The sequence below is a fragment of the Claveliimonas bilis genome, assembly GCF_030296775.1.
Taxonomy (GTDB): Bacteria; Bacillota; Clostridia; order Lachnospirales; family Lachnospiraceae; genus Claveliimonas; species Claveliimonas bilis.
The window spans coordinates 1,734,536-1,750,103 of record NZ_AP027742.1 but is presented as its reverse complement, the minus strand read 5'-3'; the positions used below and the strand labels follow the sequence as shown (position 1 = coordinate 1,750,103).

Here is a 15,568-nt window from a genome sequence, read left to right as displayed (position 1 = left end):
GGAGGAACGGCGTTTTGCTCACTTTTTGTTCTTCTGTCATATTGCAACACTCCGTCATCATTTGTAGCTGTTTTCACAAATGATTATTTTAGCACTTTCAGAAAAACTTAAAAGAATAATTTGACAGTTTTTAACAAAATCTTAGCACTTTCTTAACACTGTTTTTTCATTTTTGAAAGCGCTTTCTTAAACTGTATAGAAAAGAGTATTGCTGTAAAAGTTACTGCGATCACATCCGCAATGGGTTCTGCCGTATAAACGCCCGTTGTCGGATCTGAAGAAAAAATACGCGGCATAATATAGATCAGCGGAAGGAGAAGCACAAACTTCCGCATAACCGCTACGATAATGGATTCTACCGCTTTTCCAAGGGCGTTAAAAGTCATCTGACAGGAAACCTGGATTCCGAAAAGGAACATCGCTCCCATATAGATGCGCAGAGCTGTTTTTGTAAATTCCATTAAAGCAGCATCTGTGGTAAACATTGCCGCAAACCCTCCCGGAAGGAGCATAACAAGCAGCCACAGAATCACAGAATAGCAAAGGCTGACTTTCAAAAGTAATTTAAAAGCACTTTGTACCCTGACAGCATTGCCGGCACCATAGTTATAGCTGATAATAGGTTGCGCTCCCTGCCCAAGTCCCTGAAGTGGAAGCATGGCGAACTGCATGACACTGGTCAGAATTGTCATAGCCCCCACTGCAATGTCTCCCCCATATTTTTGCAGAGATGAATTGAAGCATACCGAAATAACACTCTCGCTTGCCTGCATCACAAAAGTGGATACTCCGAGAGCAAGACAGGGAAGGATAAACCTGGGAACAAGGATCAGATTTTTCTTTCTGATCTTCAGGAATGTCTTTTTTCCGCACAGAAAAGAAACAACCCATATACAGGAAAGTCCCTGTGAAATAATAGTGGCAAGAGCAGCTCCTCTGACATCCATATCAAATCCGAAAATAAAAATCGGGTCCAAAATAATATTCGCTACGGCCCCGATCAAAACAGACATCATTCCGGTCTTTGCAAATCCCTGGGCTGTAATAAATGCATTCATGCCAAGAGTCAACTCTACAAATATCGTTCCAAGGGCATAAATATTCATATAGTTTACGCCATATTCAATGGTATTTTGGCTGGCTCCAAAAGCCATGAGCAAATCCCGGTTCCATATAAGAAGTACCGCCGTCAGGATCAGAGAAATAATGACCTGGACAATAAAACAGTTTCCCAGTATTTTTTCTGCAGATTCATTATCTTTCTTTCCCATGAAAATAGATGCTCTTGGTGAGCCGCCGTATCCAACCAGGGCTGCAAAAGCTGATACGATCATGATCAGGGGCATACATACGCCCACACCTGTCAGTGCCGTCGCTCCAATCTCCGGAATGTGGCCAATGTAGATTCTGTCTACAATATTGTAGAGCATGTTGATAAGCTGTGCGATGACAGTAGGAACTGCAAGACGGAACAAAAGCTTTCCTATCGGATCCGTTCCCAGAAATTCCTTATCTGACGCTGGCTGTGCATTTTCTCTATGATTCATTGTCTTTCATCCTTTCTGTCGCCTGTTCTATATTTTTCAACAGCTTCTTTTTAAACTGTTCATATCCTTCAAGCTCCGCGGCCGTAAAGCCTTCCAGCACAGTATCCCAAAATTCTTCCTGCACTGACTCAATATCTTCTCTTACAGATTGTGCCTCCGAGCGCAGACAAAGGTGCTGCTTCCGGCGGTCCTTCTTGTCCGGAATTTTCTCTAACATAGATTTCCGTATCAAAGAATCGACCGCTTTGGAAACAGCACCCTTGGAAAGACCTCTAAGCTCTACAATATCCGCTGCTGTGTCTTTTCCCGGATTATTATGCAGGAATCCGATCACATCTGCCTCTGTGCCGGTCAACTGATGTCGGGCACATACTTTTCTTAGCATTTTCTCATATAATCTGAGTACTGCGCGGATCCCCATCCAGGTCTCTGCATTCTTTCTCATCTTGCTCTCCTTTCCGCCAAACTTATAATAGTTTCCTCGTAAACTGTTTCTCCGTAAACTATTATAAATTTCGGTGGAAATTAATCAAGACTTATCACAGAAAAAACACAATTTTATTTTCGCTTTTTATTATTTCATATAATTTACAGCCCATTGACCGGCAAATACGGCAGCCACACCGATTACCATACTTAGGGATACATACAAAACTGCTGTAGCTTCGCTGCCGCTTTTCAACATATCCGCCGTTTCCAATGCAAAAGAGGAAAATGTCGTAAAACCTCCGCATATCCCTACTTTCAGAAACAGGACGATCTGCGGATCCAGCCAACTGTCCTTTGCTGCCAGCGCTGCTATAACTCCGATCACAAAAGATCCCAGTACATTGATCGCAAAGGTTTTCACCGGAAATACAGATCCCTGTTCCAGTGGGATCAATCCGATCAAGTATCTGCACACCGCTCCGATAAACCCTCCGGCGCCGACAATCATACATTCTACCATACTAATTCCTGCCTTTCCTTACCCTCTCTTTATATCCGGCCCTGTTCTCCTGCAATCCGCAAAATCCCTAAGATCAGAAGATGCAGCGGATAGAACCAATAGAAGAACCAATAGAAGAACCATTTGGAAAACTTCTTTCTCTTCTCTGCCCGTTTCCCATTGTAGAGACAGACGATCACCACCCCGGAAAGGACTCCTCCCGCCATGCTTCCCAGAGCAGACAAAATCCCGCCGGACAAATGAAATAATCCCAGCAAAACGGCAGAAATTGCAAAGGCTGTTTTTGTTTCTCTCTTCAGTCCGTACGCCCACCAAAACAACAGGGTAAATCCCGGAGCCAAAAGTGACCAGTCGCAAAAAACGGACAGTCCAAACAGCCCTCCAATTGTCAGAACGAGAAGAATTTCATTGGATATCACTTCCAGGGCAAGAAGGATCAAAAAGCAGATCAGAAGGGTAAACATCATATTCAGACGCGCTGTCCCTTCCGGCGCCCGTTTTATGATAGCCAGATCATATGGTATTTGCGAGATCACTCCAAACAGGAACAGCCGGAAGGCATATCTTTTTCTTGATCTGGTACAGTAGAACCCTTCTACCAGGAAATAACACATCGTAATCGCCGTAAAATATCCGATATTCTCAAATATATTTGCCACAAAGCTTTCCGGCCTCATCCAGATCAACGCAATGTGATTCAAGAGCATGGTAAATGCGGCGATGTATTTTATGGCGTCCCTGTTTAAAATCCTGTAGTTTTCCTTACTTCTGGCTTTCATAGTATCGTTTCTTTGTCCTTTTTCAGTAATTTCCCGAAATTTCCTCCGACTTTTCTCATCATTGAGCTCTAATTATATCTGAATTTCTCTTCTATGTACAGAAAAGCTTTTCCTGTACTACCCTTTTACAGAACCTTTCATCATCCCCGATACCAAATATTTCCGGAAAACCAGCGCTGCAAGTGCAGGAGGAATCAATGCGATCATACCTGCCGCCGCTACAAGGCCGTACTGAATGGTATCCTTCGTAACAAATTCTGATACCACGATGGCCATCGGCTTTGTCTCCATAGAAGAAGCCAAGATCAAAGGAATCTGGAACTGACTCCAGGTATTCAAAAACATGATCAGCGAAATAGACAAAATAATCGGAGCAGACAAAGGAATCATAATGCGAAAAAATGTAGCTGTTCTTCCGCAGCCGTCAATTAAGGCCGCCTCTTCCAATTCTTTTGGAATAGTTGCAAAATAGTTGGAAATCAACCAGACTGCAAGGGGAAGGTAAGAACTGACATATACGACAGAAAGCCAGAAAATATTGTCAAGAAGCCTTGCGTCAGCAAACATACGATACAGAGGAATGATCGTCGCCATCACCGGAATCACCATTGTAATCAAAAGAATATTTTTGATTGCTTTTCTTCCTCTGAACTGCATTCGTCCAAGAGCATAAGCGCTCATCAAAGCAACTGGAATCCCAATAACCAGTGTAATGGCAGCAGCTCTCAGAGAATTAAACATACCTGTAAAAAATCTGGCGCCTCTTTGTCCGCCGGAAAACAACTCCCTGTAATTATCCCATATGATTTTGTCTGGCAGCAGATTACTGTCCGGTGAAAACATGCTGTAATCAGGAGTCACAGATAAAATAAATGTCCAGATAAAGGGACCTACTGTAAAAATCAGAAATAAAACAAGTGCCAGAATATAGCCGCCCTTTCTAAAATATTTCATCAATACTCCACCTCCTTGTTCAAACTTCTAAGATAGAAGATTCCAAGAATTAAAGCAAACAGCATAACAATATATGTCATCGCGCTTCCCTTTCCAAAGTTCAGGAAATTGAAGGTTGTCAGATAGCTTTCCATCAGGATGTTTTTCCCAAGATCACTATATCCTGAAAGAGCAACAATTTCATCAAATACATTGATAGCTGTGACGGAAGTAGAGGTCACTCCCACTGCCACAAAGGGCATCATCAAAGGCATAGTAATATGACGGAATATGTTCCCTTTTGTACCTCCGTCTATTTTTGCAGCCTCATAAAGTTCTTCAGGGATAGATTGTCTTCCAGATAAGCAGACCAGGGCCATAAAAGGCACGCTTCTCCACACTACCACAATAGACAGCACAAAAAGAAGCATCCACCTGGAGCTTAGAAATTCAACAGGTTCATCTGTAAGACCGATCCCGATCAGAAGCTTATTTAAAAATCCATATCCGGAGAAAAATACAAATCTCCACAAAATTCCATTTACAAAGGGTGGAAGCGCCCATGGAAGGACAGAAAGCGCCAAAAGCAGCCCGGAACACTTTACTTTAATGTTTAAAAAAGAGGCAACCAGCCAGCCGAAAACTGTAGTAAAGATAACAACAATTACTAAAATGAAAATCGTGTTCTGCAGACTGTACCAGAAAGAATCAGATTGAATAATATCAATATAATTCTTAAATCCTATAAATCGGATATCTCCTGGTGCTGTCAGCTTCCACTTTTTTAAACTGTATGAGAATGTTGTAATAATGGGATAAAACACTAACACACCCATGATTAAAATCATGGGTGTAAGTAACAAATAAGGAAATAATTTCTTTTTCATCTTTTCTTCCTAAATTATTCGTTTAAAAGTTCTTCCAGCGCACCGGACATTTCTGCATATGCTTCTTCTGCATTCAGCTCACCGCGAGCCATTTTGTTAATTGCATTATACATAGCGCTGCTCATCTCTGCGTAATAGGACGGCACACCATTCGGGAATGGTGAAGAAACCAGCTTTGCCTGCTCCAGCATTGCTCCGGAATTTTGGATTGTTCCATCGTTGATCAGCTCTTCCAGAACTGAGTTGCGTGTCGGGATTGCACTGTTTGTCTCATTTAACTGTTTCTGCATATCGGCAGATGTATACCACTCGATAAATGTCTTTGCAGCTTCTTTGTTTTCTGACAGGCTGTTTACCCCGATAGCCTCAGGCAGCGGCATTGTCTGTGCAGCTTTTCCATCTTTGCCTGGAACCAGAATCGGAGTGATCTGTCCAACAACACTGCAAAGTTCTTCATTCTGACTTCTGGAAACGAAGGAAGTCGGACCCGTCAAAAAGCTTGCAGTTCCTCCGCAGATCCGCATATAAGCGTCCATTCCTGATGATGTTTTATCTTCCGGAGCAACCAGCTCTTCATTGATCAAAGTCTCCATATACTTCAACGCTTCCATAACAGACTCTTCATTAAAGGTACCATCGTCATTCCATACAACTCCATTCATAGTGTACGCAAGCCACATCAGACAGGTGGCTGTTTTTTCTTCAGCATTTAATGCAATAGCAAATGGATAGTCTACTGTACCTGTTGATTTTAACTGACGGCAAGCTTCCAGAACGTCATCCCATGTCTGCGGCTCTTCTGTGATACCGGCAGCCTTAAACTGTTCTGTATTGTAGTATGCCAGACGGTAGTCGTTTGCATATGGCATAGCCAGTACCTGGTCATCAATGGTAAATGTATCAATGGTAGGCATATCCGCTTTATCTTCTTCCGATACTTCCAAAGGTTCCAGCCAGCCGGCAGCGTAAAACTCACCGACCCAGGACCAGTCAACTTCTACCACATCCGCAACGCATTCGTTCGCTGCGGCAGCTGTTCCGAGCTTTTCGCGAATATCATCCCAGCCTACTTCTGAAATCTCTACTTCAATCCCCGTTTCCTCTGTGAATGCTGCAAGCTGTTCATCTGTCGGAACGCCCCAGTCCGGAACCATAAAAGTAATTTTTTCGCTTTCGCCTTCCTCTGATGCTTCCCCCTCATCACTGCTCTGACTTCCACATCCCACTGCAAGAGCCATGCACATAGAAGCTGTAAGCAGTACACTGATCAATTTCTTTTTCATGATTTTCCTCCTTTATGTGCTTTGTGAACATATTTATTATATCAACACATAATTTTTCCGACAAATCGATTATGTTTATATACTCATCCAAGTTATAGAGATTTCCTATTAATGTTTGAAATCCCGTGTAAAACCTAATCTTAGCCGACAGAGAAAATCATTAAAAAAATTATCTCATAGTTTCCATCTCTTTTTGGATACTTTCTTCGCAGGAGCGCATAGCGAGGATCGTCTTTTCAAACAGATCATTTAATTCCCAGCCAAGGCGCTCTGCTCCCGTCCGGATGATATCCCTGGAGCATCCTGCCGCAAATCTTTTATCTTTAAATTTTTTCTTCACGCTGGAAACTTCCATATCCATTACACTTTTTGATGGACGCATCAGAGCTGCCGCCCAGATAAGACCGGTAAGTTCATCAGCGGCAAAAAGAACTTTTTCCATCTCGTGTACAGGTTCCATATCACTGCAGATGCCATAGCCGTGAGAGCAGATCGTATAAATCATATCTTCACCCACGCCTCCGTCTCGCAAAAGCTCAGGAGCTTTCCTGCAGTGCTCTTCCGGATATAATTCAAAATCAATATCATGCAGAAGGCCGCTGATTCCCCAATATTCCTCTTCTTCTCCATATCCAAGTTCTTTTGCATACCAGCGCATTACACCTTCCACTGTCAGAGCATGCTGAATATGGAATTCCTCTTTGTTATATGTTTTCAGCAGTTTCAGTGCCTGCTCTCTTGTAATCTGACTTGTCCTCATTTTTCCCTCCTGATACGCACATTTTTCCTTCATTTTACTATGGCTGCCAATGACTGTCAAACTTTCGGGCAAAAGCAGCAAAGGTCAAAAGCGCCTGACAGTATATACCGCCAGACGCTTTTGCTTTCTGCAGATTATTTCAGATTTTCTGTAAAAAATTCTTCCATTTTGTCAAATGGGATCGCGTCTTTCCCGCCTCCGTCGTAAAGGTCCGTGTGAACTGCTCCCGGAATGATGAGCAGTTCCTTGTTATCAGCATATGGATTATCCTTTACCATATCTGCATAAGCATCCCGGCTGAAATAACAGGAATGGGCTTTTTCTCCGTGCATGATCAGTACAGCGCTTCGGATTTCATTGCTGTATTTAAGAATAGGCTGATTCAGGAAGGACATGCAGCCCGTTATATTCCATCCGCCGTTGGAATTAAGGGATCTTGCATGATATCCCCGCTTTGTTTTGTAGTAGTCATGATAATCTTTTACAAAGAAAGGCGCGTCCTCCGGAAGCGGATCAACTACACCGCCGCCCAAAGCATAGGTTCCGCTCCGGTAATCTTCCAGACGCTGTGCATTCATAGCCTGTTTCTTCTCATAGCGGGCTTCCTCCGAATCCTCTGCGTCAAAATACCCTTTTGCGTTGACGCGCGTCATATCATACATGGTAGATGCTACTGTCGCCTTGATCCGTGTATCCAGCGCTGCCGCATTCAGCGCCATACCGCCCCATCCGCATATACCGATAATACCTATCCTTTCAGGATCGGCCTTTTCATGTAAAGATAGGAAATCTACCGCCGCCTGAAAATCTTCGGTGTTGATGTCCGGAGAAGCCATATACCGTGGCTTGCCTCCGCTCTCGCCTGTAAAGGAAGGGTCAAAAGCCATTGTTAAAAAGCCACGTTCTGCCATTGTCTGTGCGTAAAGTCCTGACGCCTGCTCCTTTACCGCGCCAAAAGGACCGCACACCGCGATTGCCGCAAGCTTGCCTTCCACATTTTTAGGAATATAAAGATCCGCCGCCAGAGTAATGCCATAGCGATTGTGGAATGTCACTTTACTGTGTTCAACTTTGTCACTTTTGGGAAATACTTTGTCCCATTCCTGTGTTAATTTTAATTCTTCCATGTTGCAATCATCCTTTCATTTTTTTGCTTTCTTACACTTTTCCATCTGGTACACAATAAAATCCAGACAGTCTATCTGCGCCTGGCTTTTGTGAAGATTTTCAAGTAATTCAGCGCGATGACGCCGCAAGAGGCGTTTGGCAGCGCAAAAGTCATCTTCTCTGATAAATTTTTGTATAACAGCGATGTCATCTGCCCTGCATCCCACATTTCCAAGAAGCTGGATCAGATTTTCTTTTTCATCAAAAAGTTTATTCATAAAAAAGAATCTCCTTTCCAAAGTTTCTGATATGATTATATATCTGCGGCTTTCTATTTCGCTAATTGTTATAATTGGTCAATTGAAAAATTAGTTGCAACATAGGTCGTTGCAGTTAGAATTATAAGGCATATGGGCCATGGAGTTGCAGTTGTAACTTCATGGTTTCTTTTTGCCTTTTTTCCAGTATACTATCCTTGTCCTGCCTTCGGATTGGAGGTAACCATGAGTAATAAACACCTTACATATGATGACAGGCTTGCCATCCAGGCAGGTCTGCAGCAGGGATTGAAGGTCGCACAGATCGCCAAAAACATTGGAAAGGATCGGTCTACTGTCGGCAGAGAGATTAAAGCACACAGGAGGCTGGTCTCCACTTCCAAAGGCAACAACTGTATCCATCATCGTACCTGCACCAGAATCCCGAACTGTCGTCTAGGCTGCTTTCGTGGGAAGAAGCAGTGCCAGACAGCCTGTGGACGATGTCAGGAAGGGTGCCCTGATTATCAGGAAGAGTTCTGTATAGACTATGAAAAGTCGCCGTTTGTATGCAATGTATGTGACCACCGGCTTCGTTGCCGTCTGCGCAGGATGCTTTACGACGCCAGGTATGCTCAGCAACAGTATGAACAGATGCTCTCTGAATCACGGAAAGGCATCTCTCTCTCGGAGCAGGAATTAAATCGGATCAATGATACGATCACACCGCTGTTAAAAAAAGGACAGTCACTCCCGATTATCTGTGAACGTCACAGAGATGAACTGCCAGTATCGGAACGGACAATCTATTCCTATATTGATGCAGGTCTTCTGGATGCCAGAAATATAGACTTGAGAAGGAAACTGCGCAGGCCGGAACGGAAAAAGAGCGGCCCGGTTCTCCGGGTAGACCGGAAATGCCATATCGGACGCAGTTATGAAGAATACGAGGAATATATGCACCAGAATCCAGATGCCATGGTCAGCCAGATGGACAGTGTGGTCATACACAAAGGAGGCCAGACACTGCTGACAATCCTGTTTACCAACTGTGACTTGCAGCTCATGTTTCTGAGAGAACGCAATACAGCAGGATCTGTAACGGAAATATTCTGTCGGCTGAGGAAAGCACTTGGAGACGAAAAGTTTCGGATACTTTTCCAGGTTATTATTACCGATCGGGGAAGTGAATTTAGCGATCCCCAAAAAATCGAAGCAGATATGGAGACCGGGGAAATTCAATGCCGCGTATTCTATTGTGATCCGATGAATACAAATCAGAAGAGCAACTGTGAAAGGAACCATGAACTGATCCGCTATATCATACCTAAGAAACATGGAAAGGATGAATATACGGAGGAAGAGATTAGGAAAATGATGAACCATATCAATTCCTATCCGCGAAAAAAATGGAACGGACAGGCTCCAATCGATCTTTTTGTCAAGATCTACGGTCAGGAAACTGCGAACCTCCTGGGCCTTGAGAAAATCCCGTCCAATTCCATAACCCTTACACCGGCTTTGTTTAAGAAGTAAACCGGAATTTTAGAGAAGGCAGGACACGATAAAAAAGAGAACACAAACGGGGTGCATTTACAACTTCTGCGAAAAGTAAAAAATGCAGTCTGTGTTTTGTGATGCCTTCCTTTAAGAAATTTTACAAGGAAAATCGAAAAAAAGCAATCCAAAGCTAGAAAAACAGATTAAAACTGTTGCAGTTACTCATGACAGCGTGCAGTTACAACTTCATAAAGTTTTCAATGTGCAGTTACAACTTCAATGTTGCAGTAAGGATTTCAATCAACCTAATTGTTATAATTTATTTCGTGTTATTCCTTTTTTGCATTTCATATGCTACACTTAAGTGTAAGAGAATGATTCGGACATGAGAAAAAACGGGAAAGGAGATTCCTATGGAAATTCGTACACTTCGCTATTTTATGGCAATTGCCAGAGAGGAAAATATGACCCGGGCCGCAGAAATCCTTCACATCACCCAGCCCACCCTTTCAAAACAGATGCAGGCCTTGGAAAATGAGCTGGGCAAAAAGTTGTTTCTTAGACACAGCTTTTCCATCGAACTGACGGAAGAGGGAATGCTGCTTAGAAAACGTGCCGAGGATCTCCTTTCTATGGCTGACAAGATCTTGGAAGAATTTTCAGCTATGGATGATATTGTCGGCGGGAATATTTATTTCGGATGCGCTGAATCTTATCAGATCCGCCATCTGGCACGGGTGATCAAACGTTTCAAAGAACAGTATCCGGATTTTCACTATCACATCACCAGCGGCGACACAGAACAGGTCACAGAGAAACTGGACAAAGGCATTCTTGATTTTGCAGTTATTGTAGAGGAACCGGATTACGAAAAATATAATGTTCTGAAGATACCCGGCGGCGACCGCTGGGGCGTCATTATGCCTTCTGACAGTCCTCTTGCACAGAAAGAACAGATTACTTTTGATGATCTGAAAGGTCTTCCCCTCTTTTGTTCGGAACAAAGCTGGAGGGCTGATCTTCCCAGATGGTGCCAGAACCGCATGGATGAACTACGCTTGGAAGGCTCCTTTCGCCTTTCCTATAATGGCTCTGTCTTCGCCCGGGAAGGTCTGGGCTATCTTCTTACCTTTGACCATCTGATCGATACAAGTGAAAAAAGCGGTCTTGTATTCCGACCGCTTTTTCCCGTACTGGAAACGCAAATGTATATTATCTGGAAGAAACAGCAGCTGTTTACTCCCATTGCAGAACGATTTATTGCAGAATTGCAAAATTTCTGCCTCCTGCCTTTTTAATATTACAATTTAAGATCCAGCGCTGTTTGTTCCAGATCTTTTTTCGCCTGCGCCTGCCTGCTTTGGAACTCTTCTTTCATTTGCTTCAGGTTCTCCATCGCATTTTCCAATTGAGCGCAGGTTTGCCGGGCCTTTTCTTTCGCATTCTTGATCTTGCCGTAAACCATCCAGTCTGTAAAAAGATCATCAAAGAAATAATCGGCAAAATACAGGAAATTTCCAACCTCCACTCTGATATCTCCTGATATCCCCTTTGAAACATCTGACAGTTCTGTCCGAAACCTGCGCAGCGCCAATTGGAGCGAATTGATTTTGGACTGTGCCGTATTCAGATGGCTGTATTTTATAACATCATCTATTATACTATTGCCTGCCATATCTATAATACTCCAGGTCTGCGCTCCGCCAAGTTCATCCAATACCTCCCGTGCTATCTGAAGTGCCCTCTCCCCGGCACTTATGGCTTCGTCGATTTCTTTTTCCTGTGTTTCAAAAAATGTCAGATTCCTTTCCAGCTGCAGGATTTTCTCTGCCTCCGGAGTCTCCGATGACTTGATCGCTTCCATTTTTTCTGCCAGCACCGTTTCATATTCTGTATCACAGTTTTCTAGTTCCAGGAGCCGGCTTTGATAACGTGCAATATCCTCATTTACTGACTGCAGGGAAGCTTTTGCCGCCTCCCATTTTATAGCCGCCGCACGGGCTTCTTCTTCCTCTTTCGTCAGCTTTTCTTCCAGCTTCCCGGATACCCTGTAAAAGAACGCGGTAAGACTTCCCTTGTTAAGGCGTTCTACATCTTCCTGCTCCTCGTTCATTGACTTTTCCAAATCTTTTGATTTTTTCTCCAGTTCTTCTTTCTGTATCTGAAGATCGGAAAGCATTGCCTCTATTCCTTTCTTCTCCAGCGTCTCCTGATGAAGCCGGTGAAGATCCTCGTCATAATAACTTGCCATATTTCTCCTCCTCATAAAGCTGAAACAATATTTTTTAAGACTCTGACTACTTTTCTCTTACAATAACGAATGACTATATTATATCACCCTGCCTTCTTCCTGTCATTCTTTTTCAATGCTTCCAATCTTTCTGAAAGCCGCAACTGAAACAGACTTTTTCTGTTATGTTCAGTTGGTAGAAATACAGGATAGATCCAGTATAATAAAAGAAAAGGAGGTATGAAATACATGAAAAAACAATCCAATTTGATTTCTCTGAATTTATCGGCACTTCGTCAATACCACAAGTATTCTCAGGAAGAAGTGGCGGAAAAAATCGGTGTATCACGGCAGGCTGTCGCGAAATGGGAATCCGGAGAAACCGTACCTGATATCCTTAACTGCGATGCTCTGGCAAAGCTTTATAATGTCTCTATAGACGATCTCATCCATTTTGACCAGGGAGAAGCCAAAATCCCAATTCCACCGCGCGGGAAACATCTTTTTGGAACTGTCAAGGTTGGCGAACGAGGACAGATCGTCCTTCCCAAAAAGGCAAGGGATATTTTTCACATAGAACCAGGCAACCTTTTGATCGTACTGGGAGATGAAACTGCGGAAAGCGCCGGAATTGCGCTGATCCCGGAAGATACAGTTCTTCACCAAATGACCTTTTTACAAACTCTCCTCAATGCCAGCGAAAAGGAGGAAGAACAATGACGGATCTGCTGAAAATAGAACATTTAAGCAAACATTATCCCGGATTTAGTCTTCAGGATGTATCTTTTACGCTTAAACCAGGTCGGATCATGGGGCTTGTGGGGAAAAACGGGGCCGGGAAAAGTACGATTTTAAAATCTATGCTGAACATCGTAAAACCGGATCAGGGAACGGTCACTATGTTCGGGAAGGATTTTTTTCAGAATGAGAAAGCCTGTAAACAAAACATTGGTGTAGTGTTCGGCGGTATTGACTTTTACCCTTTGAAAAAGCTGTCCGCTATTACGGCTGTCACCAGAACTTTTTACCCGGAATGGGATCAGCAAAAATACGAGAACTACCTTCGGCAGTTCTCTCTGGACGAAAACAAAATATTCAAATCACTTTCTAACGGGATGAAGGTAAAATATTTACTGGCCCTTGCCCTTTCCCATAATGCCCGACTCTATCTGCTTGATGAACCCACCTCCGGTCTGGATCCTGTATCCAGGGATGAAATTCTCCACATCTTTACCCACATTGTAAAAGACAAGGAGAAATCTGTCCTATTCTCTACCCATATCACATCAGACCTGGATCACTGTGCGGATGATATCACTTATATACAAAGAGGACAGGTTTTAAAAAGTTCAGACAAAGAAACTTTTCTCCGTTCTTTTGACTATCTGAAGTCTCCGGAAGACACCGGAGAACTTACGCTGGAGGAAATTATGCTGCGAACAGAAAGGAGCGATCTATATGAAACTGCTTTATAAAGAATTAACTCTTGCCGCCCATCCTACTTCTATTGTATTTGCTTTTCTGGGATGTCTGGTTATTGTGCCGGCCTATCCATATACCGTCATCTTTATGTTTGGATGTCTGGCTCTTTATCTGACCTTACTCTATGCAAGGGAAACAAATGATACCTGGTATACATCCATTCTGCCTGTCACAAAGCGAGAAAACGTAAAAGGAAAATTTCTGCTGGCCGTCTCTTTGCAAATTTTCCAACTTCTCATCTCCATTCCCTGCCTTTTTCTCCGGCACATTCTGGAAGTTGGAAATAATCCGGTAGGAATAGACGCAACTGTAGCCTGGTATGGATTAGGTCTTATTATTTATGCTGTTTTTGATCTGATATTTTTTCCGGCCTATTATAAAAATGGATATAAAGCCGGAAAAGCTTTTATAGTTGCAGCTATTCCCATGCTGCTTTTAATGATAATTGCTGAAGGATCTGTTCGCTTCCCGGTCTTTTCCTATCTGGACAGCAGCATTCCCCGTGACCTTTTCAGACAGATACCTTTCCTATTGCTTGGTATCTTATGTTACATCACTTTTCTTATATTTTCCTATCGTATCTCTGTCCGCAGATTTGAAAAAGTCGACTTATAAAAGCCGACTTTGTTTGCGTATCTATGAGATATTATTTTATTTCTTGTCTCTGTACTTTTGGGTACCTGCCACAGCAATGATAAACAAGATCAGCATCATGCCGCTGACGGGCAGGAAAACTCCTTTTATAAAATACAGCACCGCACATATAACCAAAAGAACGAGCATGATAACCGATAAGGTATTAAAAAATAGTTTCATTTATTTTCCCCCTTTTAAAAAAGTCTCGATAACTCCGGCTGCTTCTTCGGCGTTTGAGGCTATGGCAGGATGCCCGCCATGGGGAAACATATAAACAGACGCCTCCGGAATAGAAGCCGCCATTTCTTTATACTCCTGTTCTAAATTTTCCCGGCACATCTCGTCTTCCCTGCTTCCTAAAAACAAGACAGGAACTTTCAGCTCTTCCAATGATTTCCGATACAAAGGAGTCTTTTCCTTTGCGCACTGAAGCAGCGCCTCTGTATCAAGATCGACTACTTTTTCCCAGTCCGCTCCCTGGCACCATTCATAGAACTGTCTGGCCTGAAGATCTGCTTTTGCTCCTTCTCTTTCTTTCAAAAGATTATCTGCAAAATGTTCATTGAGTGTCCGGCCGTCAAAACTGTCCGCTACAATTCTGTCAAATAAATCCGGACGCTCTAACGCCGCATTCATGGCTGCCCACGCCCCTCCGCTGGTTCCTGCCAGACTGGCACCGCGCAAATGCAAATATTCCACAAGTGCAATGGTCTGCATTGCTTCATCAAACCACATATCCGGTGAAAATTTTTCTATTCTGTCAGACTTCCCATTCCCCAGAAAATCAATTAATATGCACCGGAATTTTTCTGAATATAATGGCATAAGAAGCTCAAACATTTTGGAAGAAGCGGTATTTCCATGCAGAAAAATAAGAGGTGTTCCCTGACCGTATTCTCCATAATAAACAGATTTTCCGCGATATTCAAAATATGCCATTTACCTGCCTCCTTTCATATTTACATTTTCCCTTTCCTCCTCCAGTTGACAGGAATCTGCAGCCCAGCATATACTATCATTAGTATATAAGATCCGGAGGTATTTGACAATGTTATGTATTGCAATCGCTCCATGCAAAGTCTGAGGACGTTGCATGGAGAGGCAGCGCAGTCATAATGCTTAAAAAACAAAATTGCTGCGCGTATGGTCTGAAACGACCTGTCCTCAGACTTTGCTTTTTGATGTCCATATTTCTCTCACAAAATATTTGAAAATAAA

General features: G+C 43.0%; 18 protein-coding genes. 5 read left to right on the top strand and 13 right to left on the bottom strand.

Translation table 11 applies throughout. From position 1 onward, the window contains the following. Positions 1–152: 152 nt before the first annotated feature. The 10 genes from R2J37_RS08620 to R2J37_RS08575 all read right to left on the bottom strand — a co-directional run bounded on the left by R2J37_RS08620 (position 153) and on the right by R2J37_RS08575 (position 8,523). Positions 153–1,547, bottom strand: coding sequence for an MATE family efflux transporter (locus R2J37_RS08620; RefSeq protein ID WP_316264567.1), 1,395 nt, complete (start codon positions 1,545–1,547; stop codon positions 153–155). Next, complete coding sequence (locus R2J37_RS08615) at positions 1,537–1,992, bottom strand: MarR family winged helix-turn-helix transcriptional regulator (RefSeq protein ID WP_230106188.1); 456 nt, start codon at positions 1,990–1,992, stop codon at positions 1,537–1,539. The genes R2J37_RS08620 and R2J37_RS08615 overlap by 11 nt, the downstream gene beginning before the upstream one ends. Before the next feature lie 129 nt (positions 1,993–2,121). Continuing rightward, a complete protein-coding gene (gene crcB, locus R2J37_RS08610; protein ID WP_230106189.1) occupies positions 2,122–2,496 on the bottom strand; it encodes a fluoride efflux transporter CrcB in 375 nt (124 codons plus the stop codon). A 29-nt stretch (positions 2,497–2,525) separates the two neighbouring features. Next, entirely contained in the window at positions 2,526–3,275 is a 750-nt protein-coding gene (locus R2J37_RS08605) for a TraX family protein (RefSeq protein ID WP_316264565.1), read from the bottom strand. Between the two features lie 117 nt (positions 3,276–3,392). Continuing rightward, the gene (locus tag R2J37_RS08600) at positions 3,393–4,229 is read right to left on the bottom strand and encodes a carbohydrate ABC transporter permease (protein ID WP_316264562.1); all 837 of its coding nucleotides are present in this window, start codon (positions 4,227–4,229) and stop codon (positions 3,393–3,395) included. Continuing rightward, a complete protein-coding gene (locus R2J37_RS08595) occupies positions 4,229–5,095 on the bottom strand; it encodes a carbohydrate ABC transporter permease (protein WP_256195086.1) in 867 nt (288 codons plus the stop codon). Before R2J37_RS08595 ends, R2J37_RS08600 begins: the two co-directional genes overlap by 1 nt. Positions 5,096–5,109: 14 nt before the next feature. Then, positions 5,110–6,378, bottom strand: a complete 1,269-nt coding sequence (locus R2J37_RS08590; protein ID WP_316264559.1) for a sugar ABC transporter substrate-binding protein — start codon at positions 6,376–6,378, stop codon at positions 5,110–5,112. Between the two features lie 169 nt (positions 6,379–6,547). Further along, positions 6,548–7,138: a hydrolase gene (locus R2J37_RS08585; protein ID WP_230106194.1), complete on the bottom strand. Its 591-nt coding sequence runs from the start codon at positions 7,136–7,138 to the stop codon at positions 6,548–6,550. Positions 7,139–7,272: 134 nt separating this feature from the next. Next, entirely contained in the window at positions 7,273–8,265 is a 993-nt protein-coding gene (locus R2J37_RS08580) for an alpha/beta hydrolase (RefSeq protein WP_316264557.1), read from the bottom strand. A 15-nt stretch (positions 8,266–8,280) separates the two neighbouring features. Then, the gene (locus R2J37_RS08575; RefSeq protein WP_230106196.1) at positions 8,281–8,523 is read right to left on the bottom strand and encodes a hypothetical protein; all 243 of its coding nucleotides are present in this window, start codon (positions 8,521–8,523) and stop codon (positions 8,281–8,283) included. A gap of 225 nt (positions 8,524–8,748) precedes the next feature. Here R2J37_RS08575 and R2J37_RS08570 point away from each other — a divergent pair, with 225 nt between their 5' ends. Further along, complete coding sequence (locus tag R2J37_RS08570; RefSeq protein ID WP_230105002.1) at positions 8,749–10,038, top strand: IS30 family transposase; 1,290 nt, start codon at positions 8,749–8,751, stop codon at positions 10,036–10,038. Positions 10,039–10,415: 377 nt separating this feature from the next. Next, positions 10,416–11,300 carry a LysR family transcriptional regulator gene (locus R2J37_RS08565; RefSeq protein ID WP_316264554.1) on the top strand — a complete coding sequence of 295 codons (885 nt, stop codon included), beginning with the start codon at positions 10,416–10,418 and terminating at the stop codon, positions 11,298–11,300. Positions 11,301–11,302: 2 nt separating this feature from the next. Here the strand turns inward: R2J37_RS08565 and R2J37_RS08560 are convergent, their stop codons facing one another. Continuing rightward, the gene (locus R2J37_RS08560) at positions 11,303–12,253 is read right to left on the bottom strand and encodes a hypothetical protein (protein ID WP_316264552.1); all 951 of its coding nucleotides are present in this window, start codon (positions 12,251–12,253) and stop codon (positions 11,303–11,305) included. 228 nt (positions 12,254–12,481) lie between these two features. On the opposite strand from R2J37_RS08560, the gene R2J37_RS08555 reads away from it, so the two are divergent. From R2J37_RS08555 to R2J37_RS08545, 3 genes are read left to right on the top strand one after another with little or no spacing between them, the layout of a single operon-like run. Beyond that, on the top strand, positions 12,482–12,952 hold the full coding sequence (locus R2J37_RS08555; RefSeq protein ID WP_255682344.1) for a helix-turn-helix domain-containing protein: 471 nt from the start codon (positions 12,482–12,484) through the stop codon (positions 12,950–12,952). After that, positions 12,949–13,707, top strand: a complete 759-nt coding sequence (locus tag R2J37_RS08550) for an ABC transporter ATP-binding protein (RefSeq protein WP_230106200.1) — start codon at positions 12,949–12,951, stop codon at positions 13,705–13,707. Before R2J37_RS08555 ends, R2J37_RS08550 begins: the two co-directional genes overlap by 4 nt. Beyond that, complete coding sequence (locus tag R2J37_RS08545; protein WP_316264549.1) at positions 13,691–14,329, top strand: ABC-2 transporter permease; 639 nt, start codon at positions 13,691–13,693, stop codon at positions 14,327–14,329. Before R2J37_RS08550 ends, R2J37_RS08545 begins: the two co-directional genes overlap by 17 nt. Positions 14,330–14,365: 36 nt before the next feature. Here the strand turns inward: R2J37_RS08545 and R2J37_RS08540 are convergent, their stop codons facing one another. Both R2J37_RS08540 and R2J37_RS08535 read right to left on the bottom strand, forming a co-directional pair. After that, the gene (locus tag R2J37_RS08540; protein ID WP_316264547.1) at positions 14,366–14,530 is read right to left on the bottom strand and encodes a hypothetical protein; all 165 of its coding nucleotides are present in this window, start codon (positions 14,528–14,530) and stop codon (positions 14,366–14,368) included. Next, positions 14,531–15,289, bottom strand: coding sequence for an alpha/beta fold hydrolase (locus R2J37_RS08535; protein WP_316264545.1), 759 nt, complete (start codon positions 15,287–15,289; stop codon positions 14,531–14,533). Positions 15,290–15,568: the final 279 nt, after the last annotated feature.